This is a genomic window from Ancylobacter sonchi, assembly GCF_018390695.1.
Lineage (GTDB): Bacteria > Pseudomonadota > Alphaproteobacteria > Rhizobiales > Xanthobacteraceae > Ancylobacter > Ancylobacter sonchi.
Genome location: NZ_JAHBGF010000028.1, coordinates 739,595 through 763,329 on the forward strand (window position 1 = coordinate 739,595; position 23,735 = coordinate 763,329).

20 protein-coding genes are annotated in these 23,735 nt (G+C 68.0%); 7 read left to right on the forward strand and 13 right to left on the reverse strand.

The genetic code is table 11. The annotated features are described in order from the left end of the window. Positions 1-41: 41 nt before the first annotated feature. Positions 42-452: an SMU1112c/YaeR family gloxylase I-like metalloprotein gene (gene gloA2 / locus KHC28_RS18810; protein ID WP_214009834.1), complete on the reverse strand. Its 411-nt coding sequence runs from the start codon at positions 450-452 to the stop codon at positions 42-44. 296 nt (positions 453-748) lie between these two features. Between gloA2 and KHC28_RS18815 the strand changes: the two genes are divergently transcribed. The 4 genes from KHC28_RS18815 to KHC28_RS18830 all read left to right on the forward strand — a co-directional run bounded on the left by KHC28_RS18815 (position 749) and on the right by KHC28_RS18830 (position 6,126). Further along, on the forward strand, positions 749-2,323 hold the full coding sequence (locus KHC28_RS18815; RefSeq protein ID WP_214009835.1) for a peptide ABC transporter substrate-binding protein: 1,575 nt from the start codon (positions 749-751) through the stop codon (positions 2,321-2,323). Positions 2,324-2,401: 78 nt separating this feature from the next. Further along, a complete protein-coding gene (locus KHC28_RS18820; protein ID WP_214009836.1) occupies positions 2,402-3,325 on the forward strand; it encodes an ABC transporter permease subunit in 924 nt (307 codons plus the stop codon). Further along, the gene (locus KHC28_RS18825) at positions 3,318-4,481 is read left to right on the forward strand and encodes an ABC transporter permease (protein ID WP_376772753.1); all 1,164 of its coding nucleotides are present in this window, start codon (positions 3,318-3,320) and stop codon (positions 4,479-4,481) included. Before KHC28_RS18820 ends, KHC28_RS18825 begins: the two co-directional genes overlap by 8 nt. 1 nt (position 4,482) lies before the next feature. Continuing rightward, positions 4,483-6,126: an ABC transporter ATP-binding protein gene (locus KHC28_RS18830; protein ID WP_214009838.1), complete on the forward strand. Its 1,644-nt coding sequence runs from the start codon at positions 4,483-4,485 to the stop codon at positions 6,124-6,126. Positions 6,127-6,186: 60 nt separating this feature from the next. Here KHC28_RS18830 and KHC28_RS18835 read toward each other — a convergent pair whose 3' ends face one another. The 4 genes from KHC28_RS18835 to KHC28_RS18850 form a co-directional block, all read right to left on the reverse strand. Continuing rightward, entirely contained in the window at positions 6,187-6,963 is a 777-nt protein-coding gene (locus KHC28_RS18835) for an SDR family NAD(P)-dependent oxidoreductase (RefSeq protein ID WP_214009839.1), read from the reverse strand. Between the two features lie 187 nt (positions 6,964-7,150). After that, positions 7,151-10,333 (reverse strand): efflux RND transporter permease subunit, encoded by a 3,183-nt coding sequence (locus KHC28_RS18840; protein ID WP_214009840.1) that lies wholly within the window; start codon positions 10,331-10,333, stop codon positions 7,151-7,153. Positions 10,334-10,388: 55 nt separating this feature from the next. Next, entirely contained in the window at positions 10,389-11,564 is a 1,176-nt protein-coding gene (locus tag KHC28_RS18845; protein WP_376772760.1) for an efflux RND transporter periplasmic adaptor subunit, read from the reverse strand. A 147-nt stretch (positions 11,565-11,711) separates the two neighbouring features. Beyond that, positions 11,712-12,533: an alpha/beta hydrolase gene (locus KHC28_RS18850; RefSeq protein WP_214009842.1), complete on the reverse strand. Its 822-nt coding sequence runs from the start codon at positions 12,531-12,533 to the stop codon at positions 11,712-11,714. Positions 12,534-12,703: 170 nt separating this feature from the next. Here KHC28_RS18850 and KHC28_RS18855 point away from each other — a divergent pair, with 170 nt between their 5' ends. Together KHC28_RS18855 and KHC28_RS18860 are read left to right on the forward strand one after the other, a co-directional pair. Continuing rightward, a complete protein-coding gene (locus KHC28_RS18855; RefSeq protein WP_214009843.1) occupies positions 12,704-13,627 on the forward strand; it encodes a LysR family transcriptional regulator in 924 nt (307 codons plus the stop codon). Positions 13,628-13,743: 116 nt separating this feature from the next. Then, positions 13,744-14,664, forward strand: a complete 921-nt coding sequence (locus KHC28_RS18860; protein ID WP_214009844.1) for a LysR family transcriptional regulator — start codon at positions 13,744-13,746, stop codon at positions 14,662-14,664. On the opposite strand, the gene KHC28_RS18865 is transcribed toward KHC28_RS18860, so the two are convergent. Genes KHC28_RS18865 through KHC28_RS18875 form a run of 3 tightly spaced genes read right to left on the reverse strand, consistent with a single transcriptional unit; the run spans position 14,655 to position 15,948 of the window. Then, on the reverse strand, positions 14,655-14,801 hold the full coding sequence (locus KHC28_RS18865; protein ID WP_214009845.1) for a hypothetical protein: 147 nt from the start codon (positions 14,799-14,801) through the stop codon (positions 14,655-14,657). The two genes, KHC28_RS18860 and KHC28_RS18865, sit on opposite strands and share 10 nt — an antisense overlap. Continuing rightward, entirely contained in the window at positions 14,801-15,703 is a 903-nt protein-coding gene (locus KHC28_RS18870) for a dihydrodipicolinate synthase family protein (RefSeq protein WP_214009846.1), read from the reverse strand. The genes KHC28_RS18865 and KHC28_RS18870 overlap by 1 nt, the downstream gene beginning before the upstream one ends. A 14-nt stretch (positions 15,704-15,717) precedes the next feature. After that, positions 15,718-15,948, reverse strand: a complete 231-nt coding sequence (locus KHC28_RS18875; RefSeq protein ID WP_214009847.1) for a hypothetical protein — start codon at positions 15,946-15,948, stop codon at positions 15,718-15,720. A 200-nt stretch (positions 15,949-16,148) separates the two neighbouring features. Here KHC28_RS18875 and rocF point away from each other — a divergent pair, with 200 nt between their 5' ends. Further along, positions 16,149-17,078, forward strand: a complete 930-nt coding sequence (gene rocF / locus KHC28_RS18880) for an arginase (protein ID WP_214009848.1) — start codon at positions 16,149-16,151, stop codon at positions 17,076-17,078. A gap of 57 nt (positions 17,079-17,135) precedes the next feature. Here rocF and KHC28_RS18885 read toward each other — a convergent pair whose 3' ends face one another. From KHC28_RS18885 to KHC28_RS18905, 5 genes are all read right to left on the reverse strand, one after another. After that, complete coding sequence (locus tag KHC28_RS18885; RefSeq protein WP_246564956.1) at positions 17,136-18,152, reverse strand: polysaccharide deacetylase family protein; 1,017 nt, start codon at positions 18,150-18,152, stop codon at positions 17,136-17,138. Between the two features lie 123 nt (positions 18,153-18,275). Next, positions 18,276-19,388, reverse strand: coding sequence for a hypothetical protein (locus tag KHC28_RS18890; protein ID WP_312893258.1), 1,113 nt, complete (start codon positions 19,386-19,388; stop codon positions 18,276-18,278). A gap of 64 nt (positions 19,389-19,452) precedes the next feature. Then, the gene (locus KHC28_RS18895; RefSeq protein ID WP_214009849.1) at positions 19,453-20,073 is read right to left on the reverse strand and encodes an Isoquinoline 1-oxidoreductase subunit; all 621 of its coding nucleotides are present in this window, start codon (positions 20,071-20,073) and stop codon (positions 19,453-19,455) included. An 11-nt stretch (positions 20,074-20,084) separates the two neighbouring features. Further along, positions 20,085-20,597: a (2Fe-2S)-binding protein gene (locus KHC28_RS18900; RefSeq protein ID WP_214009850.1), complete on the reverse strand. Its 513-nt coding sequence runs from the start codon at positions 20,595-20,597 to the stop codon at positions 20,085-20,087. Further along, complete coding sequence (locus KHC28_RS18905; protein ID WP_214009851.1) at positions 20,594-23,359, reverse strand: xanthine dehydrogenase family protein molybdopterin-binding subunit; 2,766 nt, start codon at positions 23,357-23,359, stop codon at positions 20,594-20,596. The genes KHC28_RS18900 and KHC28_RS18905 overlap by 4 nt, the downstream gene beginning before the upstream one ends. Positions 23,360-23,735 lie beyond the last annotated feature (376 nt).

The window sequence follows — 23,735 nt, forward strand, 5'->3', positions numbered from 1 at the left end:
GGGCGCCGGCATCAGAACCCCGGCAATATGACAGGGCGACGTCAGCCGCCGCCCTCCCCCGGCCCGCCGGCCGCCGGCTCCTCATAGAGCTCCAGCGGCAGCCCGTCGGGATCGGCGAAGAAGGTGAATCGCCGGCCGGTATAGGGATCGGTCCGCACCGGCTCCACGGCGATGCCGAGGCCGGTCAGCCGGGCGATCTCCCGGTCGAGCGCGTCGGTGGCGAAGGCGAGGTGGCGCAGCCCGCAGGCCTCCGGCCGGCTGGGGCGAGGTGGCGGGTCGGGAAAGGAGAACAGCTCCAGCCGGGCATTGCCGGCATCGAGGTCGCATTTCCACGAGCCGCGCTCGGCGCGGAATACCTCGTTGAGCACCGGAAATCCTAGCGTCTCGCCATAGAAGCGCCGGGAGCGCGCATAGTCCGAACAGATGATCGCGATGTGATGAATGCCCCGCATGCATGGAGCTTACCCGGAGTCGGCTGGGCGGGACACCAGGGTTACAATTGCAACCACGTGGCGCGCGAAAGGGCTTTCCTGCCGGAAGCGGCGACGTGAAGATCATCCTCCACGAGGCGGGCGGATGACGGGATTCGCGGCTGTCGCGGGGGCTCCGGCATCCGGCCGGTTATCCACCGATAGTTGCAGGAACGCCCGGCTTCCGTGCGAATTCGCAACAAGCCACTTCGCACAAATCGTCGTCGTGCACTAGAACTGTGCAGGCGACGCCAATCTCGCGTGAAAGGAGTGTTCATATGAACTGCTTCCGATCCCTTCTCATCGCCACGCTGATGCTCGGAGCGGCTGCACTGCCGGCCGCCGCCGAGTCCGTCTACAACCGCGGCAACTCCGCCGACCCGGAATCGCTCGACCCGCACAAGACCTCGACCATCTACGAGGCGCATATCCTGCGCGATCTCTATGAAGGCCTGGTCATGCCGAACGCCACCGCCGGCCTCATTCCCGGCGCGGCGGAAAGCTGGACGGTCTCGCCGGACGGCAAGGTCTACACCTTCAAGCTGCGCGCCGACGGCAAGTGGTCGAACGGCGATCCGGTGACGGCCGACGACTTCGTCTACTCGTTCCGCCGCCTGGAGGATCCGGCCACCGGCGCCGAATACGCCTCCATGCTCTACGTCATCCAGAACGCCGAGGAAGTGAACACCGGCAAGGCCAAGCCCGAGCAGCTCGGCGTGCGCGCCATCGACCCCGCGACGCTGGAAGTCACCCTGAAGGCGCCGACGCCGTATTTCCTCGAGATGCTCACCCACCAGTCCACCTATCCGGTGAACAGGAAATCCATGGACGCGCTCGGCGCCGACTGGATCAAGCCCGGCAAGATGGTCTCCAACGGGCCGTTCACGCTGGCCGAGTTCGTGCCCAACGATCACATCAAGCTGGTGAAGAACCCGACCTTTCACGCTGCCGGCGAGGTGAAGCTCGACGCGGTGAACTACGTCCCGACCGAGGACCGCTCCACCGCCATCAAGCGCTTCGAGGCCGGCGAGCTCGATTCCAATGACGACCTGCCCACCGAGCAGCTCGCCGATCTCAAGAAGAAGTTCGGCGACCAGGTGAAGGTCGGCCCCTATCTCGGCACCTACTATTACGCGATCAAGACCGACAAGGCGCCGTGGAACGACCCGAAGCTGCGCCGCGCCGTCTCCCTGCTGATCGACCGCGACTTCCTCGCCGAGAAGGTGTGGCAGAACTCCATGATCCCGGCCTATTCCATGGTGCCGCCGGGTATCGAGGGCTACACGCCGTCCGAGGCGGACTACGCCAAGACCTCCCAGTTCGACCGCGAGGACGAGGCGAAGAAGATCCTGTCCGATCTGGGCTACGGCCCCGGCAAGCCGCTGAAGCTGGAGATCCGCTACAACACCTCGGAGAACCACAAGAACACCGCTGTGGCGATCCAGGAGCAGCTCAAGCCGTTCGGCATCGAGGTGTCGCTGATCAACACCGACACCAAGACCCATTACGGCCTCTTGGAGCAGAAGGGCGACTACGACTATGCCCGCGCCGGCTGGATCGCCGACTACAAGGACCCGGAGACCTTCCTCGGCATCTCGCGCAAGGCGAGCGGCAACAACTACTCGAACTTCAGCAATGAATCCTTCGAGAAGCTGATGGGCGAGGCCGCCGCGGCCGGCGGCGACGCCAAGGTCCGTATGGCCAAGCTCGCCGAGGCCGAGAAGGTGCTGATCGATCAGCTCGGCAACATGCCGCTGCTCTACTACAGCTACCACAGCATCGTGTCGCCGAAGCTGCAGGGCTGGCAGGCGAACGTGATGGACATCCATCCCTCGCGCTTCATCAGCAAGTGAGCCCCCGGCCGGCAGCGCGACGACCGGAACTGGTCTTCGCGCTGCCGGCCGCCCCTCCCCGACACGAGGACGACTCTCTTGCTGCGCTATGTGCTGCGGCGGCTCCTCACCGCCATCCCGACGCTGTTCCTCATCGTCACCCTGTCCTTCTTCCTGCTGCGGGTGGCACCCGGAGGGCCGTTCAGCCAGGAACGCGGGCTGAGCCCGGAAGTGCGGGCCAATCTCGAGCGCGTCTACCAGCTCGATGCGCCGCTCTGGCGGCAATATCTCAACTATCTGGCCGACTTGCTGCAGGGCAATTTCGGCCCGAGCTACAATCTGCCGGACTTCACCGTGGCCGACCTGTTCCGGGTCGGGCTGCCGGTGTCGATCCAGCTGGGCGCCTCGGCGCTGATCCTCGCGCTCATCCTCGGCTCGGCGCTCGGCGTCGTCGCCGCGCTCAGGCAGAACCGGGGGGTTGATTATGCCGTGGTGGCGCTCGCCACCGCCGGCTCGACGATCCCGACCTTCGTCATCGCGCCGCTCTACCAGCTGGTCTTCGCGCTCACTTTGTCATGGGTGCCGGTCGCCGGCTGGGGCGGCGGCGCACTGGTCAACAAGATCGGCCCGGTGCTCACCCTCGCTTTGCCGCAGATCGCCATCGTCGCCCGGCTGATGCGCGGGGCGATGATCGAGTCGCTGCGCGCCAACCATATCCGCACCGCCCGCGCCCTCGGGCTCGGCGGCTGGTCGGTGGTGGTGCGGCACGCGCTGCGCGGCGCCCTGCTGCCGATCATCTCCTATGCCGGGCCGGCGGCGGCGGCGCTGCTCACCGGCTCGGTGGTGGTGGAGACCGTCTTCGCCATTCCCGGCGTCGGCCGCTACTTCGTCGATGCGGCGCTGAACCGCGACTACACGCTGGTGATGGGCACGGTGGTGGTGATCGCCGTGTTCGTCATCGTGTTCAACCTGATCGTCGACCTTCTCTATGCGCTGGTCGATCCGCGGGTGCGCTATGACTGACACCGTCCTTCCAGGCCCTGCGGCCACCCCGCCCGCCGCCGCTCCGCCGGCCGCGTCCCCGCCCGCGAAAGGGCGTTCCTTGTGGATCGACGCCTGGCGGCGGCTCGCCGCCAACCGCGCCGCGGTGGTCAGCGCGGTCTATCTGCTGCTGATGGCGGTCGCCTGCCTCGGCGGCCCGCTGCTCACCGGGCACGCCTACACCACCATCTACACCGACTATGTCCGCGTGCCGCCGAGCCTCTCCGCCTACCCCAAGCCCGACCAGATCTCCGGCATGCTGGACGAGGTGATCCGGCGCATGCGGGTCGAGCTGGTGTCGTGGAACGAGCAGGACGATCGCCTCACCATGACCATCCGCTCGTCGCGGCCGATCGATCCGCGCGTGGTGCGCTATTTCGACCGCTCGTCGAGCTTCGCCGACCCGAAGGTGGAGACCACCTCCCCCGACGGCCAGACCATGACGCTGAGCACGGCGGTGGCGAAGCATCATTTCCTGTTCGGCACCGACAATACCGGCCGCGACCTTCTCACGCGCACCCTCATCGCCGGTCGGGTATCGCTCGCCATCGGCCTGCTCGCCGGGCTCACCGCCGTGATGATCGGCGTCATCTACGGCGCCACCGCCGGCTATCTCGGCGGCCGGGTCGACGACGTGATGATGCGCATCGTCGACGTGCTCTATTCGCTGCCCTTCATCTTCCTCGTCATCATGCTGGTGGTGTTCTTCGGCCGGAACTTCGTGCTGATGTTCATCGCGGTCGGCGCGGTGCAATGGCTCGACATGGCGCGCATCGTGCGCGGGCAGGCGCTGTCGATCCGCCGGCAGGAATATGTGCAGGCCGCCACCGCGCTCGGCGTCTCCTCCGCCGGCATATTGTGGCGGCACGTGGTGCCGAACACGCTCGGCCCGGTGGCGGTCTACATGACGCTGCTGGTGCCGCAGGTGATCCTCCTGGAGAGTTTCCTCTCCTATCTCGGCCTCGGCGTGCAGGAGCCGCTGACCAGCTGGGGGGTGCTGATCGCGCAGGGCGCGAAGAACATCCCGGCCGCCAACTGGCTGCTGCTGTTCCCCTCGCTGTTCCTGACCTCGACGCTGTTCGCGCTGAACTTCCTCGGTGACGGCCTGCGCGACGCCCTCGACCCGAAGGACCGCTGAGATGACCGCTGAGACGACCCGCGGGACGACAGCCCTCCTCGAACTCGCCGGCCTCGACGTGCGCTTCGACACGCCGGACGGCGAGGTGCACGCGGTGCGTGGCATCGACCTCGCCCTGAAGTCCGGCGAGACCCTTGCCGTGGTCGGCGAATCCGGCTCGGGCAAGAGCCAGGCGATGATGGCGGCGATGGGCCTTCTGGCCAAGAACGGCCGCGCCGGCGGGAGCGTGCGCTATCGCGGCCGCGAGATCCTCGGCCTCTCCTCCCGCGCGCTCGACGAGGTGCGGGGCGCGAAGATCGCCATGATCTTCCAGGAGCCGATGACCTCGCTCGACCCGCTCTACACCATCGGTAGCCAGCTCGCCGAGCCGCTGGTCCGCCACAAGCGGCTGAGCGGGCGGGCCGCCCGCACCCGTGCCGTCGAGTTGCTGACGTTGGTCGGCATACCCGAGCCGGAACGCCGCCTGCGGGCCTATCCGCACGAACTGTCCGGCGGCCAGCGCCAGCGGGTGATGATCGCCATGGCGCTCGCCGCCGAGCCCGAGGTGCTGATCGCCGACGAGCCGACCACCGCGCTGGACGTCACCGTGCAGGCACAGATCATCGAGCTCCTGCGCTCGCTGCAACGGCGCTTCGGCATGGGCATCGTGTTCATCACCCACGATCTCGGCCTCGCCCGGCATTTCGCCGACCGGGTGGCGGTGATGCGCTACGGCAAGGTGGTTGAGGAAGGCCCGGCGGGCGAGGTGCTGACCCGGCCGGCGCACGACTACACCCGCATGCTGCTCGCCGCCGAGCCGACCGGCACCAAGCCACCCCCACCCGGCGACGCCCCGGTGGTGCTGGAGGCGCGCGGCGTCGACGTCACCTTCCAGATCGGCGGCGGGCTGTTTGCGGGCCCGTCGCTGGAGATCCACGCGGTGGACAAGGTCAGCCTCACCCTCAGGCAGGGCCAGACCATCGGCATCGTCGGCGAGTCCGGATCGGGCAAGTCGACCCTCGGCCGCGCACTGATCCGACTGGTCGACGCGAGGGGCGACATCAGCCTCTTCGGCCACTCCACTGGCCTCATCGACGCCGCCGGATTGCGCGCCCTGCGCCGGCAGGCGCAGATCGTTTTCCAGGATCCCTATGGCTCGCTGTCGCCGCGCATGACGGTCGGCGAGATCATCGCCGAGGGCCTGCGCGTCCACGAGCCGGGGCTCGACGCCCGCGCCCGCGAGCGGGCGGTGATCGCGGCGCTGGAGGACGTCACCCTCGATCCAGCCCTGCGGAATCGCTACCCGCACGAATTCTCCGGCGGCCAGCGCCAGCGCATCGCCATCGCCCGTGCCCTGATCCTGAAGCCGCGCGTGCTGGTGCTGGACGAGCCCACCTCGGCGCTGGACCGCTCCGTGCAGAAGGGCATCGTCGAGCTGCTTCGCCGGCTACAGAAAGAGCACGGCTTGTCCTATCTCTTTATCAGTCATGATCTTTCCGTCGTGAGAGCCCTCTCCGACTGGATCATGGTGATGCGTCACGGGCAGCTGGTGGAGGCCGGGCCGACCGAGGAGGTCTACCGCGCGCCGGCGGCGGACTACACCCGCGCGCTGATCGCCGCCGCCTATGGACTGGACGGCACGGCACCGGACGCCCGCATGGCCTGATCCCGCAAGACGGGCAGTCCCCTGCCCGTCCCATGTCGGCCAGCGTCCTGTTTCCCCTGATCAGACGATGAAGTCGACCAGCCCGCCATCGACGCGCAATGCCGCGCCGGTGGTGGCGGAGGCCAGCGGCGAGGCGATGTAGACCGCCATGTTCGCCACCTCCTCCACGCTGGCCGGCCGCCCGATGAGCGAGCCCGGCCGGTGCGCCTTGACGAAGTCGGCACCCGCCTGCTCCAGCGTCTTGCCGGCCGCCACCTCATCCTTGAGCATCGCCGCGACGCCTTCCGACAGCGTCGGCCCGGGCAGGATGGAATTGACCGTCACCCCCGTGCCGGCCATGCGCTTCGCCAGCCCGCGCGCCACCGCGATGTCGGCGGTCTTGCTGACGCCGTAATGGATCATCTCGACGGGGATGTTGAAGCCGGATTCCGAGGAGAGGAACAGCACGCGTCCCCAGCCCCGCTCCGCCATGCCCGGCAGATAGGCGCGCGCCACGCGCACTGACGCCATCACGTTTACCTGCCAGTGGCGCTCCCAGACCTCGTCGTCGGCCTCGAAGAAATCCAGCGGCTGGAAGATGCCGAGATTGTTGACCACGATGTCGAAGGCCGGCTCGGCGGCGACCAACGCCTTCGCGCCTTCCGCGGTGGCGAGGTCGATCGCCTGGCCGCGCGCGCTTCCGCCCAGCCGCGCCACGGCGGCGTCGACCTTGGCCTGCGTGCGCCCGTTGACGACCACCGTGGCGCCCGCCTCGTGCAGGCCCTTGGCGATGGCGAACCCGATGCCCTCGGTGGAGCCGGTGACGAGGGCGGTCTTGCCCGAAAGATCGATCTTCATGATCTGGTCCCTGTTGCTGCGGAGGTGAGAAAGTCCGGCCCGTCGGCTCGCCCGCTCACCGGACGATGTCCTGACCATAGTCCTGCATCCGGCCGGTGGATTGCCACCTCGCAGCCTCGTGACCCGATAAAAAAAGGCCCGCCGGGTCCAGGGACCGGGCGAGCCTTAAGTTGCGGTCGAACTCCGCCTATTCCGCCGGGTGCGGCACGGCGATGATGGCGTGCCCGTGCTGGCGCAGCGGCCGGTTGCCGGTGAGCCGCCGCAGCAGCACGTAGAACACCGGCGTCAGGAACAGGCCGAAGAAGGTGACGCCGATCATGCCGGCGAACACCGCCACGCCCATGGCGTGCCGCATCTCGGCGCCGGCACCGGTGGAGAGCACCAGCGGCAGCACGCCCATGATGAAGGCGAAGGAGGTCATCAGGATCGGCCGCAGACGCAGCCGCGCCGATTCCACCGCCGCCTCCACCGGACTGCGGCCGGTGAACTCCAGCTCACGAGCGAACTCGACGATCAGGATCGCGTTCTTCGCCGACAGTCCCACCAGCACCACGAGGCCGATCTGGGTGAAGATGTTGTTGTCGCCGCCGCCGAGCCAGACGCCGAACAGCGCTGCGAGCAGCCCCATCGGCACGATCATGATGATCGCGATCGGCAGGGTCAGGCTTTCATACTGCGCCGCCAGCACCAGGAAGACGAGCAAGAGGGCGAGCGGGAACACCAGGAAGGACGAATTGCCGGCCAGGATCTCCTGATAGGTGAGGTCCGTCCATTCATAGTCGAAGCCGGGCGGCAGCACCTCGGCGGCGATCCGCTTGGCCGCGTCCTGTGCCTGGCCGGACGAATAGCCCGGCGCCGGCGAGGCGTTGAAGTCGGCGGTGAGGAAGCCGTTATAGCGCATGGCGCGTTCCGGCCCCGCCGTCATCTCCACCTTGAGCAGCGCGGAGAGCGGGATCATCTCGCCCGAATTCGAGCGCACCTTCAGCTTGCCGATGTCCTCGGGCTTGGCGCGGTAGGGCGCGTCCGCCTGCACACGCACCGAATAGGTGCGGCCGAACTTATTGAAGTCGTTGACATAGAGCGAGCCGAGATAGACCTGCAGCGTCTCGAACACCGACTGGATGGGCACGCCGAGCTGGCGGGCCTTGGTGCGGTCGACATTGGCGAAGAGCTGCGGCACGTTCACCTGGAAGGTAGTGAACTGGCCGACCAGTTCCGGCGCCTGCATCGCCTTGGCCATGAAGGCGTTGGTGACGCGGGCGAGCTCCTCGAAGCCGCGGCCGGCGCGGTCCTCGATCTGCATCTTGAAGCCACCCACCACGCCGAGGCCCTGCACCGGCGGCGGCGGGAACATGGCGATGAACGCATCTTGGATCGCGGCGTATTTCCGGTTCAGCGACATGGCGATGGCGCCGGCGCTGAGCGAGGGGTCCTTACGCTCCTCGAAGGGCTTCAGCACCGAGAACACGATGCCGGCGCTCGACGAGTTGGAGAAGCCGGCGATCGACAGGCCGGGGAAGGCCACCGCATTCGCCACGCCCGGCTCGGCCAGGGTGATCTCGGTCATGCGGCGGATGACCTCCTCGGTGCGGTCGAGCGTGGCGCCGTCGGGCAGCTGGGCGAAGCCGACCAGATACTGCTTGTCCTGCGCCGGCACGAAGCCGCCCGGCACCGCCTGGAACAGCCACCAAGTGGCGCCCAGCATGACGGCGTAGAACAGCATCACCACGCTCTTCACGGTGAGCACGCCGCGCACGCCGCGGCCATAGCCGGACGAGCCGCGGGTGAACACATAGTTGAAGCCGCGGAAGAACCAGCCGAACAGCGCGTTGATGACCCGCTGCAGGCGGTCCGGCTCGGCATGGTGCCCCTTGAGCAGCATGGCGGCCAGAGCCGGCGACAGGGTGAGCGAGTTGATCGCCGAGATCACCGTCGAGATGGCGATGGTGAGCGCGAACTGCCGGTAGAACTGGCCGCTGAGGCCGGTGATGAAGGCGAGCGGCACGAACACCGCCACCAGCACCAGCGCGATGGCGATGATCGGACCGGACACCTCGCTCATCGCCCGGTAGGCGGCGTCACGCGGGGACAGCCCGTCCTCGATGTTGCGCTCGACATTCTCCACCACCACGATGGCGTCGTCGACGACGATGCCGATGGCCAGCACCAGTCCGAACATGCTCAGCGCGTTGATCGAGAAGCCGAAGACATACATCACCGCGAAGGTGCCGACGATCGACACCGGCACGGCGAGCAGAGGAATGATCGAGGCGCGCCAAGTCTGCAGGAACACCACGACGACGATGACCACCAGCAGCACCGCCTCGAACAGCGTGTGCACCACGGCCTCGATGGAGGCGTCGACGAAGCGGGTAGTGTCGTAGACGATCTCGTAGCCGACGCCATCCGGCATGGTCAGCTTGACCTCGTCCATCGTCTTGCGGACGTTCTCGGCGATTTCCAGCGCGTTGGAACCCGGCGCCTGGAACACGCCGATGCCGACCGCCTGCTTGTTGTCGAGCAAGGCCCGCAGCGCATAGTCGGAGGCGCCGAGCTCCATGCGGGCAACGTCGCGCAGGCGCACGACCTGTCCGTCGGCACCGGTCTTCACGACGATATCGCCGAACTCCTCCTCGGTCTCCAGGCGGCCCTGGGCGTTGACGGTGAGCTGGAGCTCCACCCCCTGCGACGCCGGCGAGGCGCCGACCGTACCGGCAGCCGCCTGCACGTTCTGGGCGCGGATCTCGTTCACGACGTCGCCGGCCGACAGGCCGTGCTCGGCGATCTTCTGCGGATCAAGCCAGACCCGCATCGAGTAGTCGCCGGCGCCGAAGATATCGACCTGACCGACGCCGGAGATGCGCGCCAGCCGGTCCTTTACGTTCAGCACGGCGTAGTTGCGCAGATAGGTGGTGTCGTAGCGGTCATTGGGCGAGACGAGATGCACCACCATGATGAAGTTGGGTGAGCTCTTCGCCGTGGTCACGCCGAGGCTGCGCACCTCTTCCGGCAGGCGCGGCTCGGCCTGGCTGACGCGGTTCTGCACCAGCTGCGTCGCCTTGTCCGGGTCGGTGCCGAGCTTGAAGGTGACGGTGAGCGTCAACGCGCCGTCGGTCGTGGCCTGCGAGGACATGTAGAGCATGTCCTCGACGCCGTTGATCTGCTCCTCGATGGGCGTTGCCACCGTGGCGGCGATGACCTTCGGGCTGGCGCCGGGATATTGAGCGCGCACGATGACCTGCGGCGGCACGACCTCGGGATATTCCGAGATCGGCATCACCCGCAGCGCCAGAAGGCCAGCCACGAAGATCAAAACGGAGATGACGCCGGCGAAGATCGGCCGGTCGATGAAGAATTTGGACAGATTCATAACGTCCTCCCCCCAAAGGAGGCGAAAAACGGATCGGGTGCGAACGCGGTCGGCGTTACTGCGCAGCGACCGTGGCAGGGTCCGTCGCCTTGGCGGCGGAGGCGGTTTCCATGGGCACGACTTCCGGCGCCAGCAGCGCGCCGGGGCGCACCCGCTGCAGGCCCTTGACGACGACGCGCTCGCCGTCCTTCAGGCCGCTCGCGACCACGCGCAGCCCCCCGGTGGGCGGGCCGAGCTTCACTTCGCGATAGGCGGCCTTGCTGTCGGCATCGACGACGAAGACGAACTTCTTGTCCTGGTCAGTGCCGACGGCGCGCTCATTGATCACCAGCGCCGGCTCGGTCTTGGCCCGGCCCATCCGCACGCGGGCGAACTGGCCCGGCACCAGCCGGCCCTGCGGGTTGTCGAACACCGCGCGCAGGCGGAAGGTGCCGGTGGCGGCGTCTACCTGGTTGTCGACCAGCTGAAGATGGCCGCGCATCGGCTCGCCGCCGGTGGTCGCGGTAACGATCTCCACCGGGATGCGGTCGATGCTGCCGAGCACGTCGCCATCGCCGATGGTGGCCAGCGCTTGGCTCACCACGCCCTCGTCGGCGTCGAAGCTGACATAGATGGGGTCCACCGACACCAGCGTCGTCAGCACCGGCGAGGTCGGGCCGGCGGCGACGAGATTGCCGACGGTGACGTTGAGCCGGCCGACGCGGCCGTCCACCGGCGCGCGCACCTCGGTATAGTCGAGATCGAGCTTGGCGGTCTGCACCGCCGCCTCGGCCGCCTTCAGATTGGCCTCGGCCTCGCGGAAGCTGTTGGTGCGCTGGTCGAGGTCGCGCACCGACACCACCTTGTTGTCGACGAGCTGCTTGCCGCGGTCGAGTTCGCTGCGGGTGAACTCGACCTGAGCCGCCGAGGCCTGGCGCAGCGCCTCGGCGCGGTCGAGCGCCGCCTGGAACGGATCGGGATCGATGGTGACGAGCAGGTCGCCCTGCTTGACCAGCGCGCCCTCGCGGAAATGCACCGTCTTCACGGCACCGGCGACGCGGGGCCGTACCTCGACGCGCTCGACCGCCTGCAGGCGGCCGGAGAACTCGTCCCACTGCATGGTGTCGCGCGCCTTGAGCACGGCGACCGACACCGGCGTCGCCGGCGGCTGCTGCGCCTGCCCGGCCGGCGGATCGGTGGCCAGCGCCTCGGTGATCGGCCAGGCGAGCCAGACGGCGGCGGCGGTCGCCATGCCGGCAAGGCTGAAGGCGAGCCCAGCCTCGCGCCAGCGGCGGCGACGCGGGGTCTCCCCGGCACGTGCCAGTTCGGCGCGGACGATTTCCGGTACGGCGGAATGATTACGAGCGTGTTCGGTGCTCATGCGGCGATCTCCCGGCCCTCAGGCCTGAACGGATTCGGCGGCGGCGATCGAGTGCCCCGCCAGAAAGGAAGCGAACAAGGGCCGCAGTTCCTGCGCCCAACGGGGCAGGCTGTCGGCATCGGCAGTGTCTTGCGGCCAGTCCGAGGTTTCGGCGACGACATGGCTCTCGACCGGCACGCCGCAGCCCTGCAGGCGGCGGACATAATCGAGGCTCTCGTCGCGCATCGGGCAGTCGTCCGAGGTGATGATCAACGCCGGCGCCACGCCGCCGAGACGGCGCGAACCGAGCGGCGCGGCATAGGGGTGTGCCCCCTTGTCGGCCGAGCCGAGATAGGAATGCCAGCCATCCGCCCATTTGCAGCCGGCGGCGCCGGCCTCGGCGGCATGGATGGAGCCGGAGGCCAGGCTCGGATCCAGCATCGGCGAGATCAGGATCTGGCCGGCAACCGGCGGCTGGAGCTGGTCGCGCGCCATCAGGGTGAGGGCGGTGGCGATGTTGGCGCCCGCCTCCTCGCCGGCAACGAACAGCTTGGCGCCCCGTCCCGCCCAGCGGGACCGCTGACGATGCAGCAAGCCGAGCGCGGCGAAGCTGACATTCAGCGCCGCGGGAAACGGATGCTGCGGCGCCAGCGGATAGTCGGCCGACACCACGACGGCGCCCGCTTCCGCCATCGCCCGGCAGATCAGCGCGCTGCAATCGAGATCGCCGCAGGTAAAGGTGCCGCCATGCAGGTGCAGGACAAGCGGCGCCGGCCGCGCCAGCACACCGGAACGGTAGACGCGGATCGGCAACACCGTCCCGTCGAGATCCAACCTGTCCTCGGTCCACAAAGCCGACATGCGATTACCCTGGAAAAATGGAGGCCGCACAGGCCACCCGATTTCATCCCTGCTGCGGTGCAGCGAGATTTAGTCTCCCACTGCCGGCGAAAAAATACCCAAATCGGGATTTCATTATTCACACAGGGAAACAATATCGTATTTCAATCGTCACACACGCCGAGGGCACCATGGATCAGATCGCGGCAATGCGGGCCTTCGTCCGCGTGGTCGAGGCGGGGAACTTCACCCGCGCCTCTGACCTGCTCGACATGCCCAAGCCGACGGTGACCAAGCTGATCCAGCAATTGGAGGCGCATCTGCGCACCAAGCTGCTGAACCGCACCACGCGCCGGGTCGGCGTCACCCCCGACGGCGCAGCATACTACGAGCGCGCCGTCACGCTGCTGTCCGATCTGGAGGAGCTCGACGGCTCGATGATGCGCTCGCAGGCCAGCCCGGCCGGGCGGCTGCGCGTCGACATCAGCACCTCGCTGGCGCTTCACGTGCTGATCCCGGCGCTGCCGGATTTCCATGCCCGCTATCCCGACATCCAGCTGGATCTCGGCGTGTCGGACCGCCCGGCCGATCTGGTGGCGGAGAATATCGACTGCGCCATACGCGGCGGCGATGTGCTCGATCCCGGCCTGATCGCGCGTCGGGTCGGCGAGATCGAGCTCGTGCTGTGCGCCACCCCCGGCTACATCCAGCGCCACGGCATGCCCCAACATCCGAACGATCTGGAGAATGGCCACCAGACCATCGCCTATTTCAGCCCGCGCACCGGCCGGCGCCTGCCTTTCGACGTCATGCGCGGCAAGGAGGCCTACGAGCTCGACCCGCCCTATGTGCTGGCGGTGAACGATTCCACCGCCTATCTCGCTGCCTGCCTGACCGGGCTCGGCATCGCGCAGTCGATCTATTCGCTGATCGAGCCGCATCTGGAGGCCGGCCGGCTGGTGCGGGTGCTGCCAGAGTGGACATCGGCGCCGATCATCCTGCATGTCGTCTATTCGCCGAACCGCCATCTCAGCAGCCGCCTGCGCGTCTTCGTCGACTGGGTGGCGGAACTGCTCGCCACCTCGAACGCGCTGCGACGCCGGCCAGCCTCCTAGATCCGGAGAGCCCATCAGGATCCACCGATCGGATGCACTGCCGCCGGGGCTTGTCCCTGCCGATCAGCCGGGCTTTGATGAACCCGCCTCAACGATGATCGGCTCAGAGTTCACACATGGCTGCCTTCTCGCGCTCCGACCTCGCCGATCTCAGCACCTTCGCCGCCATCGTCCGCCACCGCAGCTTCACCGGCGCGGCGATCGAGATGGGGCTGACGACCTCCGCGCTCAGCCACGCCATCCGTCGGCTGGAGGCGCGGCTCGGCGCGCGGCTGCTCAACCGCACCAGCCGATCGGTGGCGCCGACGGCGCTCGGCCTCACCCTCGCCGAGCGGTTGGGTGAGGGCTTTGACACCATCGCCGCCGCGCTGGACGAGGCTGCGGGCGAACGCGCCGCCGCGCTCGGCGAAATCCGTCTCAACATCCCCAGCGACGCCGCGAACCTGCTGCTGCACCCTGCCCTGCCGGACTTCGTCGCCCGGTTCCCGCAGACACGGCTGTCGGTCGCCGTGGAGGACCGGCCGGTCGACATCGTCGCCGAGGGCTTCGATGCCGGCATTCGCTACGGTGACACCGTGCCGGAGGATATGGTGGCGATGGCGCTCACGCCGCCGCTGCGCTGGGTGACGGTGGCCTCCCCGGCCTATCTGGCCCGCGCCGGACGCCCGGACGGGCCGGCGCAGCTCGCCCATCACAGCTGCCTGCGGCTGATGCTCGGCAACAATGCGGTCTATCGCTGGGAGCTCGGCGACGGCGCGCGCCTCGTCCGCCTCGATCTGCCGGGTACCCTCACCTTCAACGACACCGCGACGACCATCGACGCCGCCGTGCGTGGCCTCGGCATCGGCTATGTGCTGGAGGAGCGGGTGCGCCCGCATCTCGCCGACGGCCGGCTCGAAGTGGTGCTGCCGGACTGGGCCTCCACCGGTGCCGGCTTCGCCATCTATTACCCGAGCCGGCGGCAGAACCATGCGGCGCTGCGCCAGCTCGTCGAGATCATCCGCGCCGCCTGGGAGCGGCGGGCGGCTCAGGGGTGAACCAGCCGGCTCAGCGCCATGGCAATGACGAACACCAGGCTGAGAATGACCGCCATATGAGTGATGAACTCATGGCCATGGCGCCAGCGGCCATCCGGCCGGCGGCAGGAACGTCGCATCCGAAGATCGGTTTTCATCACATGAACTCGCTATGCAGGCATTTATGCGCCCTCGCCAGCCCGGCCAGGGCGGCGCGAATGGCGGCCGCGCAATCCGCATCCGGCTCGGTCAGTGGCAAGCGAGGCAGATGGCCGAAGAGTGGGTTCACCAGCGACACGGCATATTTCAGCCCCGCCGGCTCGGGCGCGAGATCGAGCGCCCGTTGCAGCCGGACCAGCACCGCCGCCAGCCGCGCCTCCTCCTCGACCCGGCCGGACAGCCGCTTCTCCCACAGCGAGACACACAGCTGCGGGTCGATATTGGCGAGCGGCGCCAGACAGGCACGCGGCGCCCGCAGGCCCGGCGCGAAGGCCGCCTGCCCGCTCGGCGCGATCCGCCACAGCCGCTCTGCGCAGACCTGCGCCAGGGCCGCGCTGCGGCTTGGGCTGTCATCCTCGTCGAGCAGCGCGAACAGGCCGGGCAACTCGGCCAGCCGGCGCAGCGTCGCCGGCGCCAGGCTTATATTCGTGCGCTGGGGCACATTGTGCAGCGCCAGCGGCAGCGGGCAGGCCTTCGCCACCGCCTCGACATGGCGGAACAGCCCCTCCTGCGAGGGCTTGTTGTAATAGGGCGTCACCAGCAGCGCCGCCGCCGCGCCGGCATCGGCGGCCGCCTGCGTCGCCTGGATGGTCGTCGCGGTGCAATGGGTGCCGGTCGCGGCGATCACCGGCACCCGGCGATTGGCGACCGCCACCGCGATGCGAACCAGCCGCACCAGCTCGGCCGGCGCGAGGGTCGGCCCCTCGCCCACGATGCCGCCGACGACGAGCCCGCCGACGCCGCCGGCCAGCATCCGCTCGATATGGTCGGCATAGCTGTCCGCATCGATGGCCGCGCCGAGGAAGGGGGTAACCAGCGGGACCAGGGTTCCGCGCAACATCTCACCCTCCCGGTTCAGAACGGCGGAGACAGCGGGCGGCGCGCGAGGCGCACGGCGCTGCGCCGGCCGCCGCATTCGGTCATCGCGTAGTGCAGCGCAGCTTCCTGGCTGCGGAAGAAGCCACCCGCGCGCCCCTGCAATTCGAGGGCGACCCAGCGGCCGAAGCTGTCCTTGCCGACGGCGAAGCGCAGCTTGTTGGCGATGGGGGCGATGCGGGCCGCCACGGCATTCCTGAGACGTTTCATGATGCTTCGCGAGTTACCCGGCGCGGGATCGTGCGCCGCAACGGAAAGCTAGGAGCGACGGCATCAGGATGCGATTGCGATCGAAGGGGTGTCGCATAAGGCCGACATAAAGAGCGGTCCCAACGTCAGGCCGGTGGCACGTGACGGCGGGCTTGGATAGGCTGCGGTCCTCCACCCATCCGCCGACGAGGGAGGCCGCGATGACGACATGCATCCTGCTGGGGGCTCCGGTGCAGGAGGGCACGGGGCGGCTCGGCTGCGACATGGGGCCAAGCGCCTTCCGGGCGGCCGGCCTCGCCGCCGCGCTCAGCGATCTCGGCCATGTCGTCCTCGACCGCGGCAACCTGTTCCCGTCGCCGGAAGCGTGGCCCGATGTGCGCCACGGCAATGCCGTCATCAAGTCGCTGCCGGAAATCGTCGCCTGGACCGAGTTGCTCGCCACCGCGACCTACGAGGCCAGCGCCGAGGGCATGCCCATCACCCTCGGCGGCGATCACAGCCTCGCGGCCGGCACGCTGTCGGGCCTCAGCCGGCGGGCCGCCGAACTCGGGCGGCCGCTCTTCGTACTGTGGCTCGACGCCCATCCCGACCTACACACGCTCGACAGCACCGAGAGCGGCAATCTCCACGGCGTGCCCATGGCCTATGCCACCGGCCAGCCGGGCTTCGAGGGCATCTTCCCGCCGCTCGCCGCACCGCTCGACCCCTCCCGCATCTGCATGATGGGGATACGCAGCGTCGACCCCGCCGAGCGGGCGCGGCTCGCCGCCGGCAAGGTGATGGTGCACGACATGCGCGCCATCGACGAGCACGGCATCTCGGCCCTACTCCGCGGCTTCATCGAGAAGGTCGAGGCGGCGCAGGGCCTGCTGCATGTCAGTCTCGACGTCGACTTCCTCGATCCCGACATCGCGCCGGGCGTCGGCACCACCGTGCCGGGCGGGGCGACCTTCCGCGAGGCGCATCTCGTCATGGAGATGCTCTGCGACAGCGGCCTCGTCACCAGCCTCGATCTCGTGGAGCTGAATCCGTTCCTCGACGAGCGCGGCCGCACCGCCCGCCTGATGGTCGATCTGGTGGCCAGTCTGATGGGTCGGCGCGTGCTCGACCGGCCGACACGCAGCCATTAGCGCGGAGACGTACACGAGCTCCGGAGACCTGCCGCTTTCAGGAGGCCGGCGGTGCGTTCAGCGCGCCGCCTCGAAGATCGCCTGCGTATCGGTCAGCCACACCGGATCGAGCGACTTCGCCACGTCGAGCACCCGCCGCATGGCGGCGGCGCCCGACGGCGTGCCGACCACGAAGGGATGGATGCCGATCGCCACCACCGTCGCCTCGCGCGACGGATCGGCTGACGCCTCGCGGGCGAGCTCGCCGATATAGTCGGTCCACAGCCGCTCGAGGTCGCCCGGCTCCATGCCGCGCAGCAGATAATGCCCCATGTCGACGGTGACCGCCGGATAGGGAATCTGCAGCAGTGGGCCGGTCGGCGTCTTCAGCTGGGTGAGATTGTCGGAATCCATCGCGTCGAGCGTGTAGCGTATGCCCTCGGCGGCGGAGGCGGCGAAGGTCTCGCCATCGGGATAGACGCTCGGGCTGGACCAGCCGACGGGACGCTCGCCGGTATCGTGCTCGATCATGTCCAGCGTGCGGCGGATATAGGCCCGCTGCGCCGCCGGCCCTTCGGCAAGCGGCAGCATCTGCGTCGAGTTGTTGAGGCCGTGACCGAGGATCGGCGCGTTGGGCTGAACGGCGCGCAGCGCCTTCCACACTTCGGGATGCGCGGCGGGGAAAAGCGCGTTCAACGCGAAGCTGAGCGGCACCCCCTCATCCTTGAACAGCCGGCCGACCCGGGTGAGGCCGAAATCAATGGCATATTGCCGGAACGCCTCATTCACCACGTCGGGGCGGCGCTCGGTCATGTCCGGGCGCAGCACCGGGCCATGCCCGACGCCCCAGTCCTCGACATAGAGCACGAAGGCCACCGCGACCTTCTTGCCATTGGGCCACGCCGTCACCGGCACCGCCTCGCGCGGCAGGCCAGTGATAACGTCCTGCACCGCCCGCGCCGGACCGGAAGCACCCGGCAGCACAGTGGCCGCCAGCAGGCCGAGCAGCAGTGCCCGGCCTGTGGCCGCACGCCATCCTCCCCGCCCGCCGCGACACGGCCTGATCGGATCGGCGGTGAGATGAAGCCTGTCCATGGTCGCCCCCGCTTTTCTTCGCCCTGCCATCGATCCCGAGCGGCCACGGCGGCCAGGCCGCCGCAGTGACGTGCCCTCTCCCACCCTCGTCCAGCCGTCGCGATGCGACGACATGTGGAGCGACTACGGCAGGTCGGCCAGCGACGCCGGGCCGGGACCGGGGGTTATCAGCGTCGGCCATTGATGCGAGCCGAACGGCACCTTGGGCGGCAGGTTGGTCGGCAGCCCCATCGCCTTGGTCTGCGCAACGATGGAATCGCGGGCATCGCCCCCCATCAGCTCGTAGTCCATCAAATAGCGGCTGCCGAAGAAGGTCTCGCCCACCGTGCGGTCGGCGATGATGCGGGTGAGCGAATCCAGCATATCGTTCGGCGTGGTGGTGAAGGACACCGTCTCGATCAGGATCAGCCGGGAATTGATGTCCTCCGGCGTGAAGAACTGCGCCAGCACGCTGTAGAGCACGTTGTTCTGCCGGGCGACATAGATGGTGTTGGACGCGGCATAGACCTTGTCCCAGTCGGGGCCAAGGTCCTTCTTCCAGCCGGCCAGCACGCCCATCCAGTGCTTCACCTGCGTGTCGGCCGCCCACTGGATATTGAGCTTCAGCCGGTTCTTCTGCTTCGCCGCGAAGGCCTGCACATCGGCGAAGCTCACCGTCTCGCCGGCTGCCACCTTGTCGATGAAGGCGATGTTCTCGGAGATCAGCTCGCGGTTGTTGGCGCGCCACTCCTCCGGCATCGAGGTCTTGTCGAGGCTATCCAGCGCTGCCTTGAGCCGCACGCGATAGGCCTGCACCTGGGGTTGCCAGGAGCCGTCGTCCTTCTTGGCGATATGCGGCCCGACGACGACGCCCAGCGCCATCACGCTGTGGCCGACCGATTTCAGCAACTGGTACACTTCCGGCACCGGCGGGCCTTCCAGCGGCGGCTGGCCGGGACGGTAGAGGATGAAGCGGCCGCCGGCACCGGAGAACAGTCCGAGGATCACCGGGTGCTGGGCGAGAATGCTCGCCTGCACCAGCTTGGAGGCGTCGGAATACAGGTCGAACATGCCGGTATTGAGCGCCAGCACATTGTTCTTGGCGACCGTGGCGGCGTCCGGCACCTTGGCGCCGACGATAACGTCCATATAGGCCGGGATGTCGGACTGCGCCTGTGCATGGGCCGGCGCCCCGGCAAGGCCAGTCAGCGCGGCACCCGCCAGCAACGCCCGGCGAAGAGTGACGATACGGTTCACGGCGTTCTCCCCTCGCGGCCTCCGCCGGCCGCTGTTTTGTTGATGGACTGCGGCCCCCGGTCGGTCAGGGACAATAGGCCCCCGATTCCACCCAGGCCTCGACCAGCGCACCGGCCTGTTCCTGCGTGCCCGGCAGGGGCGTGCGGCCCGGCCCCGGATGCCACGCCCAGCCGACCAGCGTGTCCTTGCCGATATGCTCGATCAGGTCGGTCAGCTTGCGGTTGCCGTTGCGCTTCGGGTCCTTGATCTGCTCGCAGATCTGCGAAACCGTCTTGCCTTCCCAGGCCATTTCCGCCGGCGCCAGATGCCAGGCCTCATGGCCCGGCATGCGGGCGGGATCGAAATTGGCTTTGCCGTGGCAGGAATTGCAGCGCATCGTCTCCAGCCCGAAGCCGTCGACGCCGCGGAACACCGGCGGCTGGTGCGGGCGCGCCTCGTCGCCCTGCCGCGGCCGGTCGGTGACCGGGTGGCAATTGGTGCAGCGCGGATTGGTGACCACCTTGCCGAGCTCGGTGAAATAGGCCGCCGAGCGGGCCTTGGGATCGACGATGCTGGCGAAATCGGCCGGGGCTGCCAGCGTCCCCGCGCCGGTGGCCGACTGGCCGGGATCGCTGAAACCCGTCGCCACCGCGCTCGCCAGCACGGCGACCGCCATCAGGGCGGGAAGGCGCCATTCGCGGATCATGTGCCCCCCGCTCAGGTGAGATAGCGGCCGGCATCGGCCAGGACGACCGCGCGCACCGCTTCGTGGTACTTCACATAACCGGAGCAGCGGCACAGATGCCCGTCCAACGCTTCGGTGATGGTGCGCTCCAGATCCGCGCGCGGGATCGGGTCGCGCGCCAGCCGCTCCAGGAGCACCTGTCCCTCATTGAGGAAGCCGGGGGTACAGTAGCCGCACTGGAAGGCGAAATGCTCGATGAAGCTCACCTGCAGCGGAGTGAGCCCGCCGCCGGTGGCGTGGCCTTCCACCGTGCGGATGCTCAGGCCGTCGAAGTCCACCGCCGGGGCGATACAGGTCGGGCGGGTGGCGCTGATACCACCATCGTCGACGATGACCGCGCAGCTGAGGCATTGCGCGGCGCCGCAGCCGAACTTGGTGCCGGTCATGCCGAGCACCTCGCGCAGGAAGTCGTTCATCGAGAGGTCGTCGCGCACCTCGATGGGGCCGATGGCCCGGCCGTTGATGGTGAGGCTGAGCGCGGTCACGCGAGGACTCCCTTGATCATCTGCGGCGTGACCGGCAGCGACTGGAAACGATGCCCGGTGGCGTCACAGATGGCGTTGAGCAGCGCCGGCACCACCGGGATCATCACCACTTCGGCCATGCCCTTGGGCGGCTCGCGCGGCGACAGCGGCGGCAGGATCTCCACCTCGAGGTCGTGCAGCGGCAGGTCGGAAGCGCGGGCGACGACGTAGCGGCCGAGATTCCACTGGCCGTTGCCGGGACCGTCCTCATAGAGCGGCAGGTTTTCCAGCAGCGCATAGCCAACGCCCATGGCGAAGCCGCCCTGCGACTGGCCGCGCACGATCTCCGGCACCAGCGCCTCGCCGCATTCGACCACGCTATAGGCCTTGGCGATGGTGAGCCTGCCGGTGGCTCGCTCGATCTCCACCCGCAGCGTCGTGCCGCACATGGAGGAGAACGAGGTGCCGATGCGGTTGTAATCGGCGGGCGGGAACGCCACCGCCTTGCGGTCGAGCCGCGTGAACTCACCGGAGCCATGCCGGAGTGCCAGAGCATCGATGTCGGCGGTCCACGACTCGCCGGCGACATCGAAAGTGGCCTGCGCCCATGCCCAGCGAGAGAAGGCGTGCGTCATCGCGCCGGTCACGCCGCCCATGGCGTGTGCCTTGGCGGCGATCGCCTTGAGCGGCAGCGGGTTGAGGCCGGAAATAACCAGCGTCTCGCCCTGCCAATAGGCCTCGCCATGCTGCTTCGCGCGCGGATCGCCCGGCGCGATGCCCCAGATCGCCAGCGCCGCCGGCCACAGGCCGAAGCGGAACAGGATCCGCGCCGCCTCGGCAGCCGCATGCGTGCCGACATGGGCGCCGATGGAAGCGCTGGTCGCCGAGGAAATCTCCGGCACCCAGCGCGGATCGGCTGCCGCCTTGTCCTGTGCTTCCTGGGTGATCGAATAGGGATCGCCGGACTTGAACAGCTCGAGTTCGTCGAACACGTCGACCTGCGCCACCGTCACCTCGTCGGCAATGCCGCCGATATGGCCGGCGACGCGGTTGGCGAGCGCGGTGCCGATGCCGTTGCCCATTTCCACCGCGTCGGAATGGATGGAGATCCGTCCCTCGGCGTCGATGCTCACCGAGCCCAGCGAGCAGTCGGCGCCAGTGCCATAATCCTTCGCGGCAACGGCAACGCCGGTACCCACCAGCACGCCGGGTTTCGCCTTGGTCTTCTCGGCCGCACGGTCGCGCCAGATGGCGTGGGCGTCGAGCTTGTCGAGGATATCCGGCGCGCGCACCGACACCGAATAAGGGTTGCCGGTCATGGTGCGGCCGCCGACCTTCAGCGCGTTGCGCCGGCGAAATTCGATCGGGTCGAGCGGCAGGGAGGTGGCCGCCTCGTCGACCAGTACTTCCAGCGCCGTCATGGTCTGCAGCGTGCCGTAGCCGCGCATCGAGCCGGCAGTGACGCCGCGCGAATGCAGGGCGACCGTCGTCACGTCGACCTTGGGGACATCGTACATGCCGATGGCGGCGGTGGCGCCGACCACCGCGACACTGGGCGAGTAGTTGGCGAGGCCGCCACCGTCGAGTTCGTGATCGGCGGCGAAGGCGGTTATCAGCCCGGTGGCGCGGTCAACGCCGATCCGCGAGCGCATCTTGAAAGCGTGGCGCTTGATGCCGCCCTGGAACTGCTGGAAGCGGTCATGGGCGAGCCGCACCGGCTTGCCGGGGAAATACAGCGCGGCCAGCGTCATATAGAGCGGGAACGGCGTGTGGTCGCGACCGCCGAAGCCGCCGCCGACATAGCAGAACTGCGCATCGATCTTCGCCGGGCGAAAATCGGGCTGCGCCTCGCCGACCAGATACGCGAGGGCCTCCGCCGCCTCGAAGGGCGACTGGACGCCGAGCACGATCTCCAGCTTCTTGCTACCCGGCTCGTACCAGGCGAGGCCGGCTTCCGGCTCCAGGAACATCGGGTCGATGGACTGGGTCTCGAATTGCCGATCGATCACCAGCGTTCCGGCAGCCGGCTTGGCGAGCTCGTCGCGGATCTGCGTGCCGAAATTGGCACCCTTCACATATTCGCCGCCGGAGGCGACCGGCAGTGGCTCCCAGATCGGTCGGCCGGAGCCTTCGAAGAAGCCGGGACGGATCCACCCCTCCTGAATGGGCGAATAGAGGTCCGGCCCGTTCGGGTCCGGGCCGGCGACGCGGGTGAAGCGGAAGGCGGCGTAGTTCGGCCCGACGATCGGGCCGGTCTCGGCACCGAATTTCAGATGCGGATTGTCGCGCAGGAATACCCGGGCGCGGTCATAGGCATCGAAGCTGTCGAACAGCAGCAGCGCCACCGGCTGGCCGAGATAGAGCGGTGTCTTGCCGACCGGGCAGAACAGGTCGCCCGTATAGAAGGCCGGCACCCGCAGGCCGATCTTGGCGACGTCCTCGGCGGTGACGATGACCGCTGGACGGGCTGACGCGTCCAGCCCGTCCAGCGCGAGCCCTTCATAGAGATGGCTGGCGTCGGGCGTGCGCAGCAGCAGTGCGTGATGCGTCTCGGCGGGCCAGCCCGGCAGATCGGCGGCGCGGAAATCCGAGGCGTAAAGCTTGGCGCCCGTTACTTTGGCGACGCCGTCGACGCGCCCTGCCGCGGGGTGGACGACACCCCTGCCCGGCAATGTCTCGCGGTCGAGAAAATTGGGGGTTTGTGCGCTGGCCATGCGCGAAAGGCTGAGCGAGATGCCCCCGGCCGCGCTCCACTGCAAAAATTCGCGCCGCGAGGGACGCATGCTCTGCTCCTACCCGATCGAAATGCACGATATCGTCGCGACAACGGCATCCCGCGAAACAATTCCACGAAAAACCTTGCGCCACAGGGCGGATATATTTCTTTTAGGGAGACACTACTTACTAATATAGTCGCATGACGCAGGTGCCACCATGTCAAGCCGATATAAGCAAGCTATTGCCTGCTCAAAACGACGGTACACAGGCGCAGGCTGGCTGGCAAGTTCAGTTTAGATATGTTTCAATTTTATCGTTTTTTTGGGCTGGAACAATAGGCATGGCATCTCGATCTAGAGGTTCTGCGCTTGATCCTGCATCTCCACTGGCGAGGCGGCCGGCCGGCAAACCGGCATCCTGACGGAGCGAACCACCGCAGGC

What these genes read in the sequence shown, in the direction of transcription:
- gloA2 (WP_214009834.1), bottom strand. Translation starts at nt 452, where the DNA reads ATGCGGGGCATTCATCACATCGCGATCATCTGTTCGGACTATGCGCGC.
- KHC28_RS18815 (WP_214009835.1), top strand. Translation starts at nt 749, where the DNA reads ATGAACTGCTTCCGATCCCTTCTCATCGCCACGCTGATGCTCGGAGCG.
- KHC28_RS18825 (WP_376772753.1), top strand. Translation starts at nt 3,318, where the DNA reads ATGACTGACACCGTCCTTCCAGGCCCTGCGGCCACCCCGCCCGCCGCC.
- KHC28_RS18830 (WP_214009838.1), top strand. Translation starts at nt 4,483, where the DNA reads ATGACCGCTGAGACGACCCGCGGGACGACAGCCCTCCTCGAACTCGCC.
- KHC28_RS18835 (WP_214009839.1), bottom strand. Translation starts at nt 6,963, where the DNA reads ATGAAGATCGATCTTTCGGGCAAGACCGCCCTCGTCACCGGCTCCACC.
- KHC28_RS18840 (WP_214009840.1), bottom strand. Translation starts at nt 10,333, where the DNA reads ATGAATCTGTCCAAATTCTTCATCGACCGGCCGATCTTCGCCGGCGTC.
- KHC28_RS18845 (WP_376772760.1), bottom strand. Translation starts at nt 11,564, where the DNA reads ATGGCGACCGCCGCCGCCGTCTGGCTCGCCTGGCCGATCACCGAGGCG.
- KHC28_RS18850 (WP_214009842.1), bottom strand. Translation starts at nt 12,533, where the DNA reads ATGTCGGCTTTGTGGACCGAGGACAGGTTGGATCTCGACGGGACGGTG.
- KHC28_RS18855 (WP_214009843.1), top strand. Translation starts at nt 12,704, where the DNA reads ATGGATCAGATCGCGGCAATGCGGGCCTTCGTCCGCGTGGTCGAGGCG.
- KHC28_RS18860 (WP_214009844.1), top strand. Translation starts at nt 13,744, where the DNA reads ATGGCTGCCTTCTCGCGCTCCGACCTCGCCGATCTCAGCACCTTCGCC.
- KHC28_RS18865 (WP_214009845.1), bottom strand. Translation starts at nt 14,801, where the DNA reads ATGAAAACCGATCTTCGGATGCGACGTTCCTGCCGCCGGCCGGATGGC.
- KHC28_RS18870 (WP_214009846.1), bottom strand. Translation starts at nt 15,703, where the DNA reads ATGTTGCGCGGAACCCTGGTCCCGCTGGTTACCCCCTTCCTCGGCGCG.
- KHC28_RS18875 (WP_214009847.1), bottom strand. Translation starts at nt 15,948, where the DNA reads ATGAAACGTCTCAGGAATGCCGTGGCGGCCCGCATCGCCCCCATCGCC.
- rocF (WP_214009848.1), top strand. Translation starts at nt 16,149, where the DNA reads ATGACGACATGCATCCTGCTGGGGGCTCCGGTGCAGGAGGGCACGGGG.
- KHC28_RS18885 (WP_246564956.1), bottom strand. Translation starts at nt 18,152, where the DNA reads ATGGACAGGCTTCATCTCACCGCCGATCCGATCAGGCCGTGTCGCGGC.
- KHC28_RS18895 (WP_214009849.1), bottom strand. Translation starts at nt 20,073, where the DNA reads ATGATCCGCGAATGGCGCCTTCCCGCCCTGATGGCGGTCGCCGTGCTG.
- KHC28_RS18905 (WP_214009851.1), bottom strand. Translation starts at nt 23,359, where the DNA reads ATGCGTCCCTCGCGGCGCGAATTTTTGCAGTGGAGCGCGGCCGGGGGC.